The sequence below is a fragment of the Candidatus Amarolinea aalborgensis genome (assembly GCF_900491745.1).
Classification (GTDB): domain Bacteria; phylum Chloroflexota; class Anaerolineae; order SSC4; family Amarolineaceae; genus Amarolinea; species Amarolinea aalborgensis.
On record NZ_UETR01000002.1, the window covers coordinates 126,133 to 144,926 of the forward strand.

Annotated in this window: 8 protein-coding genes; all 8 read right to left on the reverse strand. The window is 57.0% G+C overall.

Translation table 11 applies throughout. The features are described 5' to 3' along the window. Positions 1–53: 53 nt before the first annotated feature. From dpdD to ACPQ6D_RS03370, 8 genes are read right to left on the reverse strand one after another with little or no spacing between them, the layout of a single operon-like run. Positions 54–2,318 (reverse strand): protein DpdD, encoded by a 2,265-nt coding sequence (gene dpdD, locus ACPQ6D_RS03335; RefSeq protein ID WP_423222875.1) that lies wholly within the window; start codon positions 2,316–2,318, stop codon positions 54–56. Continuing rightward, entirely contained in the window at positions 2,315–2,818 is a 504-nt protein-coding gene (locus ACPQ6D_RS03340; protein WP_423222876.1) for a hypothetical protein, read from the reverse strand. The genes dpdD and ACPQ6D_RS03340 overlap by 4 nt, the downstream gene beginning before the upstream one ends. A 4-nt stretch (positions 2,819–2,822) precedes the next feature. Next, the gene (gene dpdJ, locus ACPQ6D_RS03345) at positions 2,823–7,541 is read right to left on the reverse strand and encodes a protein DpdJ (protein WP_423222877.1); all 4,719 of its coding nucleotides are present in this window, start codon (positions 7,539–7,541) and stop codon (positions 2,823–2,825) included. A gap of 15 nt (positions 7,542–7,556) precedes the next feature. Further along, positions 7,557–8,234 carry a hypothetical protein gene (locus ACPQ6D_RS03350; protein ID WP_423222878.1) on the reverse strand — a complete coding sequence of 226 codons (678 nt, stop codon included), beginning with the start codon at positions 8,232–8,234 and terminating at the stop codon, positions 7,557–7,559. Continuing rightward, the gene (locus ACPQ6D_RS03355) at positions 8,231–11,401 is read right to left on the reverse strand and encodes a hypothetical protein (RefSeq protein ID WP_423222879.1); all 3,171 of its coding nucleotides are present in this window, start codon (positions 11,399–11,401) and stop codon (positions 8,231–8,233) included. The genes ACPQ6D_RS03350 and ACPQ6D_RS03355 overlap by 4 nt, the downstream gene beginning before the upstream one ends. Beyond that, a complete protein-coding gene (locus tag ACPQ6D_RS03360; protein ID WP_423222880.1) occupies positions 11,398–12,279 on the reverse strand; it encodes a hypothetical protein in 882 nt (293 codons plus the stop codon). The genes ACPQ6D_RS03355 and ACPQ6D_RS03360 overlap by 4 nt, the downstream gene beginning before the upstream one ends. 10 nt (positions 12,280–12,289) lie before the next feature. Then, a complete protein-coding gene (gene dpdF, locus ACPQ6D_RS03365) occupies positions 12,290–14,968 on the reverse strand; it encodes a protein DpdF (protein WP_423222881.1) in 2,679 nt (892 codons plus the stop codon). Then, a complete protein-coding gene (locus tag ACPQ6D_RS03370; protein ID WP_423222882.1) occupies positions 14,961–18,383 on the reverse strand; it encodes an SNF2-related protein in 3,423 nt (1,140 codons plus the stop codon). Before ACPQ6D_RS03370 ends, dpdF begins: the two co-directional genes overlap by 8 nt. Between the last annotated feature and the right edge of the window lie 411 nt (positions 18,384–18,794).

Sequence of the window (18,794 nt, forward strand, 5' to 3'; positions counted from 1 at the left end):
CAACGCGCTAGCAAATTTGAGAGCCGTCATTCAAAGCCGGTTAGAGTTCATCCCTACAGCTCAGAGGCATGTTCCTCGAGCACCCGCACGATGCTACTGGAGCCTCGCGAAACAGGGTAGATTGGGTTGCGGCGTAGGTGCGGCCCGATACCGTATGTGATTGCGTGAGTAATGCATGTGGATACGACCACCGCGATATCCACATGGTCTGCCAGGGCCACCACCTGGGGATTCATGTCTGTCTCATGGCATAGCCGGATGTCAAGAGATGGGTTGCGACCCAGCAGTAGTTCTTTGGCGCGCTCGGCACTGCTCCGCTGTAAGGAGAACACGCCGATCCGATAGCCGACCGGCAGTCGCAGGAGGGCATCTCGCTCGCGCGGCCTTTCCACGGTGGCCAGTCGCCGGCGCAATGGTAGCAACAGATCGTCACCAGGTTGAAGCCATTCTCCGAACGCAAGCCAGGTTTCCTGGCTGGTCCGATCCCAAGAGACCGAAAGGGGAAGGTCAAGAAGGTGAGTCACCCAGGTGCGATACCAACTACTGAAGGCTCCGCCCGCCAGACCGTGCTCGACCAGCAACTCAAATGCCTCGAGCACGAAACCTTCGAGCGTCGGCTTCGGGGACGCTAGCCACTCCTGGAGGTCTTGGGCAATAGCACCCAGTCGCAAAGGTTTTGTCTGCAGAACTGCATCCGCCAGACGTAGAAGTTTTGCACAGTTTTGTGCCGTCGGGCTGACAGCGTAGATCAGATAGGTATACAGCGCATCATACAGCGCAGTGTAGTCTTCATCTGGACGAGGGAATCCCTTGTCGACCAATGCCTGGTTGACCAGAGAATCGAGTGCGCGGGACGCCGGCGTCCGTCTTAGAAGCACTTCGTGCTGGCTCATCAGGCTCTCAATGTCCCTGGTCAAGGTTCGCGCAACACCAGGATTCCAGTCCCGGTCATCGAGGTTGTTGCCGAGCTCCTCCCGCGCAATTTCGAGAGTGGGATCATTCGGATTGTCCACGAGGTGCTCGAACCAAGCATGCCAGGTTCGGATTTCAGGGACAGTACGGCGGAAAAAGCTAAGGATTCGCTCGAGGTAGTAATCTGCTGCAGGGTCGGCCGCCTCCAACTCGGCTTGCTCAAGGCGCGAGAGGGTTTCATAGGCTTCGAGCGCCATTGGGGCGGCATCGGCATGTCTGACGGCAATCCTGAGCCATGCTAACGCCCGATCAACCCTCGTCTCCTGCTCAGTGGCCGCTTGCGCTGCTGCATCGTAGTCGCCGCGGCGTAAGGCTAACCGGAGACGCTCTTCAGAGGAAAGTGGGGGCGCCGCCACGACCGGAAGTAGTGACAGCAGGGCTGCAAGGCACGCGCGAGTTGCCTCATCTGATGGTTTCAGCGCAAGCAGCGTCTCCAAAGCTGGTCGGTCCTCTGCAACGACCGCCTGGTATCCAAAGACGCGCACAACAGGCGAGTCAGTCATATCAAAACGGCCGTTGAGCAGTGTGCCAAGGCTGCCCCGTGTTTGTTTGAATCTCTCGATGGCGCCTCGCGTGTCCCCCTTTGTCTCAAGCGGCATCAGTACGCTGAAGTGAAATGCGGAAATCAGTGCACTGCGTACCCTGCGCGGCACACGCATGCCGGCCAGTAAGATATAGTCCGGGTCCTCCCATATCTCCCGCCAGTTCCTTTGCTCAGCCAATAACTGAATACGCAGGAACGCCAGATTTTCAGCGGTGACCAGGTGCAGTTGTCTGAGTTCGGCCAACGTAGCTCTTGCTCCTGGCCAGTCCATCGCTGCCAGGGCCGATTCGAAGCGTGTCAGCAACTCTGAGTAGGTCGGGGGACGGTCGATCCGAATCGCGGGCCGTGCACCCTCCAGATCTGCCCATCGCCCAATTTTGCTCATCATGGTTGATCGGTAGCCCACGGGAGAATGCCATGCGTAGTAACCATCGAAGCATATTCTGGCTGTATTGTGTACCAGTGAGACTTCTTCCTTGAATGGAGAATACGTGGCAATGCGCGCGCCGTCTGGCAATGATGCATAGCTTGGAATTAAGAACCTTGCGACATGCTGAAAGGAGTGCGCCAATTCTCTGTGCTCGAGGCCCACCAACAACCATATGTCCTCTTCGGTGCCCAATACAGGTAGAACGGTCGGAGCATGACGGGTAAGGCGTTCCAGTAGTGCGCCAACCACCGGCTCTTGCACGGTGACAACACGCTCAACGGGATTCAACTCATGCACGCCACTCAGGAGTGACTGAGATACGACCGCCGCAGCAATTTGATACTCAGCATCGTTGTCAAATGCGATCCTCATCCAAGGTCCTCCCAGTACTGCCGCGCGGCGAATAAAGCTCGGTTGACCTCGTCCGGGTCGGTAATGAGTTGTATGCGGTCACTCATGATGTCCACTCCGAAGTCGGCAAAACTCAGGCTGCCATACAAGCAGAAATGCTCCGTGAATAGCCCGTGATGGCGAACAAAGCTCGCCCTTCGGCACAAGACCCGTGGCGAGAGCAGGGCGAGGAATCCATCCTGAACTCCGTGCTCGACCGTGTAAATGAAGTGAACCGTTGTGCCGCGTTCGGCTAGCAGTGACAGGGCTGTTGCTAGGGTGAGACGAGAAATCTCCAGGTCTGGAAAGAGAGCGGTGAATTGGCCCAGATCATTCCAAAGAATGGGTGCGTTGCCCGGCATGGCCGTGTTGAGGTACATCGTCTTCGCAGGGCGCAGCAGCTCCAGGGCAAATAGTGAACCGACACAGGCAGCAGCCTGGGAGGCGCCCAAGCGGGACTGGGAGTGGATCATGCGAGACATAACGTTACCCTCCAGCCAATTCCGGCAGCACAAGACTGATTTCCCAAGTGCGACCGCGCCGCTCTACGAACTCTGCAGCCGGATACAACACCTGGAATCCTGATTCGATCGGCTCGGCAAAGAGTCTGACCAGTTCCGCTTGGCAGACTTCCAGGTCACTATTGTCGAACATCAGAGTTGCCTGAAAGGTTTGTCCCAGGCGCTTGCGCACTTCTTCCACCCAACCATTCTCGCCGAAGTGCACGACCGAACCCTCAGATCGCACCAGTGCCAGAATGAGCGCACGAGACAGCCGTGGACCCTCCTGGTAGCGTGCCGACCGTTCGATGCAATCTGGACAGGCGTCGTGGCAGTTCATCCACAGAAGAGACTGGAGGAGGTTGTACACTAGGTTAGCGTTGCCAATCTGGTGCCCTTCGCCAATGCGATTGAGCACTTGACGCACCTGCATCTGAACTTCTGGGTTTTCCGCCGCCGCAACAGCAATGACGCTCAGGTCGATTTCGCATCCAAGCCGATCCTGCTCGGTGTTCCAGAATGAGACCAGAGACGCAATCAGGGCATCCGTGTCCGGGCCAGAGTTTGGGCGCAAGAACTTCGTGTTGAGGGCGACACTGAGTTGGCGCGTCGTAGAAATCGAGTGACGGTCCAGGGTTGCGGTCAGAGCCAGCCGAGTGTCCTCGATGCGAGGTAGATCCGTGGCGATGCGTACTGCCGCGAAATCTCGGGTTAGGTCTGCGTCGCCAGATCTCACGAGCCTGGCTACCCCTTCCAGTTGCGCAGCAAGCCGCTCACGTTGACACGAGCGAGCTACCCGCAGCAATTGGAGATCGAGCCGACGAGGTCGCTGTGCAATCGTATCTGCCAGTTTTGCCACCAGACCAACGCCTCCTGCTGCTGCTTCAGTGATCCAGATGCTGTTCTCGCTTACATCGACGTGCAGGTCTTCGGGCTGGACCTCGGGTGTTATCTCCAACAACGCTGTGAATATGGTGTTCGCCAGCGAGAACCCGTATGTCTCGACGAGCCAGGAGTCTAAGCCAGGCAGATTATCATTCCATAAAGCGGGGATGTGCTCGGTGAGCATGGCTTCCACCTGTGGATCACCGATGAGGTTCAAGAGCTTTGCAGCCAGGAAGCCGGCATCCTGGACCTCCTCGGTATCCAGTTCACCGACAGGGGGAACACGCCCTGTCGACGATGTCGCAGACGGCTCGTCTTCCTCGTCTGCGCCTTGCCCATCAAAGTCGAGTGGCCGATCCCGGAATATCACCTCTATTACGCGTCGCGCGTGGCTAGAATAATCCACACTAACACGTTCCGCAGCCGCCGAGAGCGAGCAGCCACTTGCTACCGCGGCCTGAACGATCATCGTCACGGCAATTTGCCACAGCCATTCGACTTGGAGTTCATCCAACTGCAATTCTTCACTGCGCGGGTCGTGCAGCAGCAAGTGTAGCAGATATCGGCTACCGAACCGTCGGTACATCTCAGGCCAGGTCGCAGACTGTCGCAAAGCGGAAGCGTCCAGCGGCGCGAAGGTCACGCAGAGGGCATCGGCGTCCACCGCGAAGCCCATGGCAGCCGGTACACCGCTTGCCCTAAAGCCATAGGTCGCCCGCCGCTCGTAACCCTGGTCGTAACGTGTCGAAACTTGCACACGTGTTGCCAACCGCGTCACCTCCACCCAAGAGCCGTTGCTTTGGGTATAGGCGGTGATGCCCGTAATGAACGGTTGCCAAGGTGACCCCTCTCGCAAGCGCAGTGGCACACCGCTACCACCATCCGATTGATTTGCTGGTCGACTACGTACCTTAAAATGACTTTGCCAGCTAAAGCGTGCACTGCTCGTAGGACGGACATGGTTGGGAACACAGTTGAGAGTGAATTCACGAGGGCAGAGCACCTGGTACGGACCGCCTTCGACGTCGATCATGTTTGATACTGGTTCGTATTCAACAGCGAGCTTCTCAAGATCGATGGTAGGGGTCGTCTCAGCTTCGACGTCGGGAATTTCTAGCCAGTGCGATTCGCGGATTTTGTCCTTGCGCGCGAATCGCTTATTGACCTTGCCTGGCACATATTCAGACAGAGCGAGAGCGATGGTCAACGTTTCTTCAGCACGAATCACCGGCTCTTTGCCAAGCTGTGTTCTGCTTTCGGGAATACGCACCAGAAGCTCAGGGGATCGAAGATCACTGAACAGGGCTGCAGGGACAAATTCGGGCAGTGGGCGATTGGCTACTGCGTCAGCCCAAGGCTCGACGCGCCATTCCTCGCCGTGCACCCTCGACAGACGCTGCCACTGTGTCTCAAGTTGGCGCATCAAGGTTGGGACTACCTCAAGCAGCAGCGGGCGGGGCTCACCCCAAAGTAGCGTATCAACCGCGTAGCCTCGATCTGTTGGAATATCCAGTGCCTCTTGTAGGTGACGTCGGAAGGCCGCGTGGGCCGCTGGATCGAGCAGGAGTCGTCCGAGCAAATCCAGGATGCGCCGCCGCACGGGGTTTAGCCTTGGATCTCGGGCCGACTCGTGGCTGCACAGCGCTTGCCAGACATCCTCAACGTATCCCGCGCCCTTCAGTGTGAAAGCTAGCCAGTCGAGAAGCGCGAAGGCTGCCTGTATCTTTCGGACATAATAATTCTCCAGCGGCAAATCTAGCGGAGGCAAGATGGGATCAAACAGGCTCTCTGCATGCTGGAAGGCCCAACGATCGCGCCCGTAAGCCGAGGTCACCAGTACCATCCATGGGCGCATGTTTCGAGGTCGGCCGGCGCGGCCTTTGCGCTGAACAAATGCGGCCCGGCTATGGGGCGCTTTGTGCTGTAGCACGGCGCCAACCGTCGGATCATTATAGCCCACTTCCAACGTGCTGCTGGCAATCACGAGATTGGCGAGTTCGTCCACGCCCGCGTACTGTGAAGATGTGATGTCGAGACGCAAGCCGCTGACAAGCACGGTCTGATCGTCGTGGATATGCGGAATGAACCACCAATTCTGGCCCTGCTCATAGCGCTCCCGCTCATCGCGAGTGCCGCGCGGGACGAACAAGAACCGACTGTAGGGTTCTACCGGGTTTTCTACTTCTTTTTCAATGTGATACCAGCGGTTGATGACATCCAGTTTGTCCGAGAACGCAAATGCGCGCTGTCCATATGCTCCGGCCGATTTGTCGTCCCCAAGCGGGTCTAGAATACGACAGAGGAGCATGGCGGCGCGCACTGACGTTGAGAGCAAGGTGGTCCCAGAAAGAGGATCGCCTTTCAGCACGACGTTGTACTCTATTCCTTCCTTGACCAAGTCCTGATCGGCGGGTGTGACGTAGGTGACGCGCTGCGGAGGAATACCGGTGAGGCGTGAGAAGAAGGTCTCTGCCTGTGTGAGTGTTGCGGACAGGCCAACTATGCAGAGGCTGTGGTCGGGATGATAACCTCTGGCATTTCGCCAGCGGCGAAGCAAGTAACCGACCTGCGCTCCATGGATTCCTTCGTTGAGATGGATCTCGTCCATCAACACGAGACGAGGCGGAAATGCGGCGCCAATGCCAAAGAGCGGAAGCTCTGGCGCATTGCTCAGTCGGCGATTGAGCATTTCCGTCGTCGTGAAGAGGATATCTGGCGGCAAGGCAAGCATCTGACGACGAGTAAGCGATACATGCTCACTGCTGACCTGTTCGTTGCAGTCCTGACACCTTAGTCGCGCATGGCGACCGAAGTTGCCGCGTTGGTTCTCGTCTGCCTCCCGTCGGACATCTTCGTCAAGCCAGATCATGCTTTGGTGACCGCAACGTGGGCAGTTGACGTAGGGACAAATCCAGCCGGTTCGATCCCGCGTGCGGTGCCAGCTTTCACGCCGGCCCCGCAGCAAATCGTCAGCGTCCGTGGGTACATCTCCATAGTACGCGCCTACCCGAATCAGCGGCCTGTTCAGCCGCCGCAAGAGGTCATCAAGCTTGCGCGCCTCGGCATAGGTCTCGCGCAACTGATCTTTCAACAACTCTTTGCGCGGATAGAGCGCCAGCACTTGCACACCGGGAACATTGGCCGGCGCGGCTACTAGATGGGCAAGAGCCGGGATGTAAAACGCCTTCGTCTTGCCCGCACCCGTACCAGCGCCAATAACCAACGCCGTGTCATCCGTGCCAGCTAGATTGCGGGCTATACGGTACACTGCCTGGGCCTGAAAGCGCGACAGTGTGAGTTGGTCTCCATTCGGTTCTTCGAGCAAATGGCGCACTGCGTTACAGTATTCTGCGGGGACATGCAGCGCGTCGAGTTGGGTAAGAAGTTCTTGAGAGGATACGTCGCGGCGCGGGTAACGTCGTCGTTGGGGCAATATCCTGAGGTCGCTCACCAATCGGTCGCCTGTACGCCAATCATCATTCGAGAACCGTTGCCGCAACAGGAATAGTGTTCGTACTGTCTCGGCGAAGCGGGAGCGATATCGATTGCGGATCTGAAACAGGAGCTTCCGTTCCAGAAGGTTGGTAAGGATATCGCCTGCGCTTACGCCGTTGGCTCGAGCTTGCTCCCAGAGTACCGCCAGTTCTGGTGAGTTCGCAGATAAGGGCCTCAGTAGCTCCGGCAACTGCGCATCTAGGTCGTCCAGAGTCTGGCTGCCATTGATGAAACCCCAATTGAGCAACCGTGCCTCGCGAATCTCGAGCGCCGACAGCACCTCATTGCTCAGTCGGTTCATTTCCTCAGGTGTCAAGTTCGCCATATGTCACCCCAACTGCTAAAAGACGACCTTTAGCAGCCCAGCCAGATCCTCTTCCCTGCACCACACCAGCAGTGACCCGCTGACGTCATCAAGGGTGGCACTCCCGCGCTGCACCTTCTCCAGGAACGCCCTCTGATCCGCAGACAGGCCATCTATTGTGCCAAGCCTGGCCCTCAACTGAGCCAGCAAGAAGCTGAAAAGAGCCACTTCCTCCGCACGCTGCGGCAGCTTCTCGCCTAGGTCGCTGAGTACTTTGTGTGTCCGATCGATTTCCTCGATGTTTCGGTGCATCTTCGGCAGTCGGTGAGCCAGGTTGATCTGGCTTCGCAAAGGGCGAATCTGCTCCTCGGCATACGCTTGCCAATACTTCCGCGTATCGTCAAGCATGGCCTTTGCGGCCGACTGCATGCGGTTTAGTCCAGCCGGTGCCCCGTAGTCGGCTGCAAACCGGTCGCGCGCCTGGATGAACTGGCGTTTGAGGACTGCAGCTTGCTGACGAACGCTCTCTGCATCGCCGACGTTCAGATAGGGTGCTACCAGTGGAAAGGCGGAGAACCAGGCAGATAGGTCGCGTTGGATAGGAATGAGTAGGTCGCCTACCGACTGGATGGATGTGACTTGACTCGCCGCGCGCTGCAGATGCCCGAATTCCTCGATTTGGCGACTGAGATCGGTGACAAGTTGCCGGATCATCTCTGCACCTCTGCTGTGAGTGGCTCCAGTAGGGCTATCACCTCATCGAATTTGCTCAGCGTACGCGCATATTCCTGAGGCGCATTTGATCGCGAGCGCAATCGTTGTAGATCTTGCTGCAACTGGGTTTGCTGGTTTTTCATTGCTTTCTCGAAGCGTTCGAAGTACTCCAAGTGTCGGCGCAGCGAGATGTTCCAGCGGGCATACCCGACACACAGATGGAGAGCCTGGGAGCGCCCCGAGGGCACTTCGAACTGGGTCTCCAATTCCTCGACCAAGTCGACGAGCCTGCCGGGACCAATGGCGCTTCCGCCTTGCGCTCCCCCAAAAGGTTCGTCGAGTTCCGGAGGATAAGCCTTGACCTGACGCAAAGAAATGAGTAGACTTCGGATCATTTCGAAGATTTCGGCTGGTGTGCCATCAGCCAGGAAATCGCGCAGGCGACTATGGAACAGCTTCAACTGATTTTGTGTCGCCTGCATGACTGGCCAGAAACTATCCACAAGCGCCTCATAGATACGGACAGCACTGCTCCAGGTTTGATCGGTGGTTGCAGGATGGACGGAGAGCGGCTCCAAAGCCCAATTCTGGTCATTGAAATCAGCGAGGATGTCGAGGGCCGTGGCTGCGTCGAGGAAACGCACGTTCGTGCTGGCACCCTGCGGCCGGTTAAGTAGTTGGAGCAATTCTGAGCGGCAAACATGAACTGCATGCTGCACGTTGAGTTTCCGCATTAACCCAGTCCACTCTGCAGAGTACTGGCTGGATTGATGGTCAAGCGAATCTCTCCAACGCTCCTGTGAGGATCGGGCGCAGCTTGCCACGACTTGCTGATAGAGATCGATGCTACTGAGAGCGTCAGGTGTCAGATCGCCAGTCAGGCAGGCGAGGAGCACGCAGTCAACGAGCAAAACGCGAGTTAGGTAGAGCGGCGACGGCTCCAGTTGCGTTGGCTCACGGACGAAAGACACGATGCGTGCCTCTTCGTGGCGAATCCACACGCTTAATGTAGCCAGGTGTTCACCAAACTGATCGGGCGACAGCGCCACACTGCCGTCATTGAGGTCGGCCAGTGCCTGCAAAACATGCCGCAGATCATTCGACTTCTTGAACTCGAGGTATAAGCGACCTGCTTGCATCGCGCGCGTCTGGCCTTCGATGGCAAAGCGGCCGCCGGCTACATACTCACGTACCTGGGTCGGTGAAATCCCGTGATTCTGCCAATCGATAAATGAGCGAGCCAGATCGGCCAGCCAGTCGGTGAACCGATCATACCCGTGGAGCATGCCACCGTTGGCCCACGCTTCGATATTCTCCGTCAGTTTGCTGACCTGGGGCCTTTGCCCATCTGTATCCTTGTCAACCTCATCTCCTTTTGTGCTCTTTTGGGGCGGTACGGTTGTTCCTGAAACCCCAGTGATCAGGGGCAGGCGGAACGCACGGAATACCTCTTGAGGCACACCGCCGACCAGTTGGACCCCATCCTGCAATGTCTGATGGACATTGCGGTCTCCCCAAACCAGGAAGAGAGTCGACAGGCGTCGAGCCGCATCCCGTCCCTGTGCGATAACAACGCGTTCGTGAGCCGGCGGATTGAAGCTGGGGATATCAACATCGGTGGCCAGCTCGGCGGCCGGCGGTGGAAACTCTCCTGCGCCAATTTTATCACCGTGGCTTTGCATTACGTACGCCAGGATGCTGTTCAAGAAGGTGCGCGGCGTGCGACCGACGCCCTCTCGAAGGAAACCATACAGCGTATCCAAAGCTGTGCGGTTGAACGGATAGAGCCCCACAGAGGAACTCGGAGCGCCTGCCGCCTGCAAACGAACGTTCTCGAACCCGGCGTGGCAATCGCTAACAAAAGGACAGTCTGCACAGGCGTTGGGTAGAGCATCCGGCCGTGCCCCATGCTCAGCCCATGCCGTCAGGTCTGTCTGACTCAACCGCATAGCATTCAGGTAGCGCGCCGCGAATTCTGCGCGCACCTCTGAATCCTGCATCAGGTCCGATTCAGCTCGTCCGCTTGCGTTCAGAGTCAGCACATGGGTGATCCGTTCCCGGATATTGTCCGGGAAGCGGTCGGCATAGTAACCATCGGTCACACCAATAATCGAAATGAGGCGGCAGAACTCGGCATTCGCTTCGCCGGTATGTTGCGTAATCAAGACCTCGACAAGGCCCTCGTCAATGCCAGTAAAAGCGGTGATATCTTCGATGAACAGCGCCAGGTTCTTACCTTGCCCGCGTAAATGGCGCCGCAAATCGCCGAACATGGTACGCAGGTCGCCGGCAGCAAGCTCGGTAGCCGCGCTAATAGCATAATTGTGAAGGGCGAAACTCAGATAGCGCGCTGTACTCTCACGGATCTCAGTCTTCTGGTGGAGATCGTTGCAGAAATTGAGCACTTCGCGGTAGGCCCCTTCGTTTCTTAATCGGCGCAAAAAATCAACGTCGAACTCCAAGTCCGCTTCCTCGAACCCTGGCACGCGGTCGACTCCCTGGTTGTCACCACTTCCCGTCGTGAGAAAGGATGCGACGCGAGCGATAGGGGCGTCTTCTTCTTTGAGCCGCTCGCGCACGTTGACGTCGAGCAACAGACCCTCGACGCGAGACGGAGTCACATGGCGATGCAAACGGCCCAATCGTCGCTGAACACTCTCCCAATCGAGGGCGCGCGTCGCCTCCTGCAATGTGTTGAGCAAGCGTTCTTCTAGCCCCGCGCGTGTCAGTACCTCAACGGCACTCTGCAGACGTCTCAATTGCTCCGGCAGGCTTTCCGTGTCGAACAGGTGGGAATCAATGATCTGTTGGATGGTCGCACGCAGACTGCTATTTGAACGCGCCACAAGCAAAACGACATCGGTGGGATGTCGCAAAGCATACTGCTCCTTCAACCAACGGATCAGATGCGACTTGCCCGTGCCTGGAATTCCCTTTACCGCCGCAAACACATGACGATCCTCTTCGGTGGCGCGGTCTAATTCGAAGAGAAAGCTGCTCTCATCCGTCTGTCTGATCTGCTGCGGCGACTTCTCGTAGGTGATGTGCCGCAGCGGGACGTGAGTTGCCAGGAAACTCGCCCGACTGACGGAGAGCGCCTCTTTGTTGATGACTGCGCCGATGCGTTCGGCGCGCCAGCACTGGTATCCAGAGAATGCCTGTCTCATCGGACCTCCTTTCGCTGCACATGGGTAACACGATTGATGTAACTCTGCGCAGGGAACAAAGTCCAGTTATCGGCTACATCGCGTCGATCGATCAGGGCGATGGCACCTTGCTGGTTTAGCACTCGGAGTGCAGTCGAAACCATCAAGCTGACCCGGTTGCCGCGCGGCTCACCGCCATGACTGGCATCCCAGCAACGCGCGTACAGGACTCCACCGTCAAGCTCGGGGCAGATGGCGCCCAGTCTGGCGACAAAGGCTCCCAACGGCACGTCGATGCGTAGGTCAGGCAGGAGCTTCAATAGCAATGGCCGGATGCGCAAGGTGGCGTCTGGCACAATCTTGGCCTCTTCACCCTGTGCGAATTTGAGTGGCCATCCCCAACCGAGGAACTCCGCCCAGGTGCGCCAAGCACTGATGCCAGGTTGCTCGGCGAGTACGCGTTGTTTTGAGGATGGGTAGAGATCTTCATGGAACTTCGCCTCAAAACTCGCTTTCGAGTACCCCATGACCCGTTCATCTTGACAGGCATACCACGCCGCGAACTGGCTGAGTAGGAAATTATCCTGCGCTTCATCTGTGACCCCAAGCAGCACCTGCTGCATGTGCTGGCGAAAAGTCTCATAGTCGGTTACGACCGTAGCGGGAATCGCCAGACTGACGCGACGGTCCGTTGTCTCGTTTTCCTTCACCAGATCGTAGCGGCGCGCATATCGGTAGACGAGTATGGTTGTCTCCCGATTGTCGGTGATTGCGTTGGGCTGCAGCAGGTCCAATAGCGTCTCACGCGGTACTTCTCCCAGCACATGGACACACTTCACTAGGGCGTGGATGCGCTGAGGTGTGACGACTAACTTGTCCTTAATCATCTCAGAACCCATTGTTGGCTCCTCAGAAGAAAGCAGGCAGTTCCTCGGTGCTGTCTAGCAGCGCTTGAAAATGCCTCAATGGCTCGCTTAGGCCATCTACATGCTCCGTGAACTGCTTCCCTTCACTAGTCAGGTGAAGCGCTTCGTGCACGATATTTACAATAGCGGGAAAGTGAATGCCATTCTGGTTTGTTTTCCGAATGGCTCGAAACAGCCGGTCTCCCCGTCGGTCATCCGGTGGATATAGTACCACGGTAGTCAGTGGAAAGAGCGGACAATCCTCTTCCGTAATCCAGGTATGTGGCAGCAGGCGGTGAAAGAGCGGCGGCCGTTGCGGGTCGGGTTGCGCGAGCGCCCTGATTAGTTGGTCTCGTAGCACCGGGTCGTCAAGTAAACCAAATGGATAGACTACCTGTTGGAAGCCTGCGCGGACCAACTGCGGAATCAGCCCGACCATGATATGCATTCCGGCCGTTGTGCGGGGTCCCTGCCAGGTCACGTTTAGGCTGCGCCAGGCTCCTAGCCGTCTGGACAGCTTCGGATCGATCTCCTCTGCTGCCGCCACCATCCGTCTCAACGGAATAGGGTAGTCAATGGAGAAGCGCAGTGGATCGCTGTATGGAATCTGCCCGTCGTGACGACATGCCGGGCAGCCTCCACAGGCATATTGTACATTCTCATACACTGCCGCGAAACGCTGCGCGATGCATCCCTTCTCTCGTGCATGCTCGCTAGCGTAATCAGATACCAAATCGATGATGCCTCTCAGAGCTTGATCTGCAGTTTGCCTTTCTTCTAGCCTATAGGGTTCAATGCGGGTCAGCGCCTGATCGGGTGAGTTGAACACATCTTCGCTGAGGATTCGAATAGGTATACGACTTAGATTGGTGCCATCGCCATCGGTTCGCGGCGGCGGTGCATCTGCGATCTCGATGAGCCGTGCTCGCTGCATCATGAGTAGCAGGTGTTCGTTCCACTCACGGTTCCGCTCTGATCGCTGTATCTCGGGGCGACCAATCGGCCTGGCATCCCGATCCACCCACCGCACTTCACCGTCCACGGATGACGTCGCGATCATCCCCTGCCAGCGCGGCAAGGCTTTCTCTTGAGTAATCAGCTTCGGCTGAAGACTGTAGGCAAGGGTGACATCACTACGGTCCTTGTTGAGATCATTGGCAGCACAAACCAGGCTAATGGCGCTGTAGCCGTCGCGTCCACCGCGGCCCACCTCCTGGTAGAAGCGATCGACATTCTCAGGCATTGTAGCGTGCAGAACCGCCCGCACGTCGCCTTTATCCACGCCAAGCCCGAACGCAGACGTTGCTAACATTACATCGATCTCATTGTTTTCCCATTGTCGAATCAACCGACGCCGGGAATCAGCATCCGTATCTCCTGTGAAGGAGGCGATCCGCGTGTATCCCAGGCTGCGCAACTCGCTCTCCCATTGTTCGGCTTGATCAGGCCGAGTTACGTAGAGAATAAGGGGGCGAGGTAGAAAAGTCAGCACATCGAGAACACGGCTGCGTCGCGCGGCGGCGCTTCCCGAGAAGTGAAACCAGTATCCAATCTCAGGTCGCAGGCGGTTCGCCTGTATGACAATTAGCTTGCCCGGCTCAGAAAAAAGCTGCTCGATTGTGGCCCGACCGTCCTCGGCCACTGTCGCGGAGAGAAGGAGTGTGCGCAACTGGCCGCCCGTGGCTTCCAGCAGTCGCCGCCGATAAGCGGCCAGCAACTGGAACTCTGGCCGGAAACCGGCGCCCCATGATGCAATGAGATGTGCCTCGTCAATTACAAAGCGAGATAGCAAACCAGCCTGCGCGGCTTGAAGACAGACATCATAAAGCCGGGAACCCAAGAGGGATTCGGGAGAGGTATAGATAATGGGCAGACGTCCATCTCGCAAGGCGGCCTCGATTGCTTGCCGCTCTGCCTGCGAGGTATCCCCGGTTCGACTGATTGGCTTTGAAAGGTCACCCACCGCGTGCCTGAAGAATCTTCTGGCCTGGCGCTCTTGATCCAGAGCCAGCGCCACAGTTGGAACAACGACTAATGTCGCACCCTGGCTGCGCCGGCCGCCGCGGGTTTGAAACCACGGCGGTAGCAATCCACAAAGACTTTTGCCACCTCCTGTCGGGAGGGTGACCAATGTCGTGCTGCCAGGTGGCGCGAAGACCCAGGCGTCTACAGCCGCCTTTTGTGCATCCGACTGGTATGTGGTCCATCCTAGGCCTGCAGCCTCGCTCATGGCATAGAGCATACCATCTCCGGGGCTCGGGTCGTCGAAGCGCCGGCGTTGCAGGGTATCGATCTGCTCTGAATGGGGAAGCCAGTCGCTTGTCCAGGGAGATGCCATGACCTCGACCTGATCCCCGTGAGACACGCCGTAAAGCCAGGCGAGCTCTGCAGCCGCTCGAATACGCGCCCATAGCCGTGTCGAGATTGCTAGAGGATGGGTCGCCCGAATCAACTGGCGTAGCAGTGCCACAACGTCAGGAGCACCCGCCGGAGAGACTGCCGTGCCTGCAATCATATTCAGAGCTTCGATTGCGGCGGCAAGGCGTGCGGCAGTCTGGACCAAGATCAGTTCGCGTCCTTGCGTCGCTTGAAGCAAGCGATCGGTCGCTGCGCGGAACATGTCGAAATTCGGTCTTTCGGCATTTAGCAGGTCGCAGAGTGGGTGTAGTGGATCTTCAATCATTGCTCACAGGAGGCCTCACTACCCAGAAGCAAATAGACTCCAATTGCCACCTCGGGCAAGCAAGCCCCTGCACGAGAGCCTGAGAGATGGACTCGTATTCGCTTATCTCGTGCGGCAGAGGAACACTATCACCGAATAACCAGCGATGTGCAGCTCGCTGACCCGCCGCGCTCTGTTGATAGGCAGCGTTGGCCCCCTGCGAAAGTTCGACAGTATGGGTCAACTCGTGTCTCAACTGTGTGTCAGCCGCTCGCAAACTTGTCGTGATCGCATCTTGCCATCCCTGCGGTGTGTAGAGCTGTTTCAACTGCAATAGAGGAGAAGGACTGCCCGATCGTTTTCCCAGATGATAGTCTTCGCGGTTATCAAAGGGTCGACGCAAGATTCGTCCAATGGGGCTGCTCGGCTTCACGATCTCCCCAGCGGTAGAGACGTATGTACGATAAGTTGACACACCGAGATAACCCTGGGCACGAAGCAAGTGCACTGGATGATGCCCTTCCGCGTAGAGTGCCCGCGCATCGATTGTGATGCGGAAGAGAAACTCAAACCCGTGCCAGGTCTCCGATAGCTCTGGCGCCGCACGCAAGATTGCTGTACAGCGACCGCGATCAGCGCGCAAAGCATTGGCAAGAACAGCATCGGTCCATAACTCGCCGGGAGCGAAGAAAATGATGTCCTCGCGACGAACAGCGAGATCGCGATCAAACGTACCTTTGAGGACGAGATTGTGTTCACGCCTGGAACGGCGCAGTGCCTCTTGCATGTTGGGCGGCTGCGCAAACTTAGCGTTCTCAATACTTCTGATATTGAATTCCTTCGGATCGAAGACCGCAATTCTGGTATGTGGATTGTAATGGTGGTAGAGCCCGGCCATGTTGGCCCACTCCAGCAAGGATTCGCGCAACAACTCGCCATCGCGATAACGTTCGGCGATCTGCTCAAACTCGCTACGGCGACGATAGTCGATGCTTCCCTCTTCGAAGTAACGCTCTTCCTCCACCTGCTCGCGCAAGCGCTTGGCAGAACGTTTCATCTCGGCCAACAGATCAGCGAGTCCCTCTGTCGGGCTTTGAGCAAACGCATTGCCAATTTTGTCCTGGATATCTTCAAGCACGATCTCAAGGCCACTCATCGATTGCTCAAACAGTTTGAAAGCATCGTGCCAGAGCCTGAAGAGGTCTTCCTCCAACGTACCGCGAGCGAAGGGTACGATTGACAGTACCGTACCTGTACGCCCCAAACGGTCAACGCGACCGATGCGCTGCTCGACCCTGGCTGGGGTCCATGGTAGGTCAACATGCACCACCTGATCAGCGATCTGAAAGTTACGACCCTCGCCACCAGATTCATCGGTCAGCATAATGCGGCACGTGTCATCTGCCTGGAACCGATCTACCTCGCTTTGCAGTTCTTGGCCATCCAGTCCAGTCAGAAAACGTGCGATTACCTGGCGGCCATAGGTACGCGTCAGCTTCATGTATAGGGCGTCAAGAGAGGCTTTCCAAGCCGAGAACACCAATACTTTAACCCCCGGTCGGCCGATGGCCTGGTGAATAGCTCGCAGGACTTGTACCAACCTGTGCGGCAGATTTGGTGGCACAACGCCGTGCGGCAGACTGGTAAGGGTTGCCTTTGTCTGTTCTTGCCATCGTTCGCTGCGCCAGAGAAGCCTGGCCAGGAGTGTTGGTTCCTCAGTGAATGGTTTGATTTCGGAAATCTCATCTGCGACCGAAGCTTGCCTGCTAGGGCGTTTTGACCCCGATAGAGTTGCTTGACGCAACGCGAGGAGATTCACGAGCGCATCCGGGCTGCTGAAAGCGGCATGGAAGAGCAATTGACAATACGCAATTTCGGCTGCTCCCTTGCGACTTGCCGACAGGCAGGCGGCTGCGTATTCGGTCAGAGCCAGTATAGTTTCGCTCTCCACAATGTCCGGTCGATAGGCATACTCGGTAGTCACCTGTCGAACGGGCAATTGTATCTGAAGATTGACGCGGCGGTTGCGGATAACGCGGCTCTCGATGCGGTAGTTCTCGCTGATGTACTGTAATACTTCACGAGCAGCATTAGGTCCCCTTTCATGGGCAGTGGGGCTCATGTTCTCAAGGAGGCCGTGCAAGGTCCGATCGTGATCGAGAGCGCTCTGTATCGGTTGCATCTCCTGATAGAATTCTTCTGCATTGAAGTCGGTCGGATTCAGTGCGCGCGTGAGATAGGCAACTGTGCTTCTAATCTGGCTCTGAGCCGCAAGCATGCGATCGAAGTCCGCCGCACTGATTTTTCCATAGTGGTCGGGATGCATTAGTTTCAACAGGACTAGGTACTCTTTTGCCCGACGTTCAACCGGTGTTGCCGACAGCATTAACGCACGTTCAGCGTCCTTGCTCAATGTCACAACCCGGTTGTACAGGCGCCGTTGGCGGTGGAGATTGTGAACCTCGTCAACGATCAAAAGACCCCATTGTTGTTGTGCCAGCCAATCCCAGAGACCAGCGTCTGCCGCCAGTGTCTCATGACTCACAAGTAATCCAGGCACGGACTCCGATAGCGCCTTCTCTGGTTGGGATGTGTCGACGTGGAAATCAAGCCAGAATTTGTCATTCAGTTCGTTGTGCCACTGGCGCAATAGTGCGGCAGGAACCACTATCAGAGCTTTAAGCCGAGGAAGTCGCCTCCGCAATCCCTTCAAGATGACACATGCCTCGATCGTCTTGCCCAAACCCACTTCATCGGCGAGCATATACCTACAAGTGCGATCGCCCAGTACCCGTGCCACTACCTCCGCCTGATGGGCTAGAAGGGAGATACGCGTGCCCACCAACTCCTCCATGCCGAAGGTAGCGGCCTGCAACATGGCGTAGCTCTCGACAAGACTATCCCGCCTGGCTCGCCATCGTGGGGGGTGAAGTTCGTACTGGCGCATCTGCTGAACAGGATCGGGCGATCCCTCGGTGAAAGGAACGTAAAGCTCAGCTTCCGATACCGTGCAGACGACTTCTCCGAGCTCGACATAGTAGGTGTGGTACTCGCCTGGAGTGAAATCAGACTGGCAGGGAGCCAGAATGCGTCCCCACTTCCGGGTATCACGATGGATGAACCTGCTGTATTCGGCGATAGCACACCGATGGACGAACGCCAGAGGCACATCAAGGGGCGGCAATCGACGCAGTCTGTGCTCATCGTACGGTTCAATAATGACAACTTGGGCACTGCCGCCGTTGGCGGCAACAGAGAGCACCTGTGCTAACCTGAAGTCGCGGTGTTCACCTGCGATGGGAGTGTCGTCAGTATCCACGGGGATCCGGACATACATTCCCGGCTTGAGGTCGGCAGTCGGTTTCTGCGGGGGGACGCCATGTGCTTGCTCCGTATAAGGGTGAGTCTGTACATCCGCGCTTGAGCTTGGCTTCATTGCGTCTCTTCCTTGCGATTTTACTTGAGTCGATTCACCGATGATTTGCGCAGGATCAAGCAGAAGGCTGCGCCGGCTGTTCCGGACAGCTCAGTCTGAAAGATCCGTTGTCGTGAAGGTGGCTGAATGAACACCCAGCGGATTGCGGCTGCAATGGATGTGTTGTATGTATTGTAATCCAAGTAACGGATTTGCGCAAAAAACATGGTTTTGGGGTGCCTTTTTTAGATGAGGTTTCCGATGCCAGTTGCGCCACCTTAGAGCAACTCCCCCAGCCGGTTCGCCTCGTTCGCCGGCCTCGCCAAAGGCTAAAGCCGTCTGCCTACACAAGGAAGCCTCTTCGAGGTTGAACCAGAGGCCTCCAGGGCCTTGCACCTGGCTACCAGGTTCAGGGCCTCAGGTGGAGGTGCT

Coding starts and splice junctions, on each gene's coding strand:
- dpdD (WP_423222875.1), bottom strand. CDS start 2,318: ATGAGGATCGCATTTGACAACGATGCTGAGTATCAAATTGCTGCGGCG.
- ACPQ6D_RS03340 (WP_423222876.1), bottom strand. CDS start 2,818: ATGTCTCGCATGATCCACTCCCAGTCCCGCTTGGGCGCCTCCCAGGCT.
- dpdJ (WP_423222877.1), bottom strand. CDS start 7,541: ATGGCGAACTTGACACCTGAGGAAATGAACCGACTGAGCAATGAGGTG.
- ACPQ6D_RS03350 (WP_423222878.1), bottom strand. CDS start 8,234: ATGATCCGGCAACTTGTCACCGATCTCAGTCGCCAAATCGAGGAATTC.
- ACPQ6D_RS03355 (WP_423222879.1), bottom strand. CDS start 11,401: ATGAGACAGGCATTCTCTGGATACCAGTGCTGGCGCGCCGAACGCATC.
- ACPQ6D_RS03360 (WP_423222880.1), bottom strand. CDS start 12,279: ATGGGTTCTGAGATGATTAAGGACAAGTTAGTCGTCACACCTCAGCGC.
- dpdF (WP_423222881.1), bottom strand. CDS start 14,968: ATGATTGAAGATCCACTACACCCACTCTGCGACCTGCTAAATGCCGAA.
- ACPQ6D_RS03370 (WP_423222882.1), bottom strand. CDS start 18,383: ATGAAGCCAAGCTCAAGCGCGGATGTACAGACTCACCCTTATACGGAG.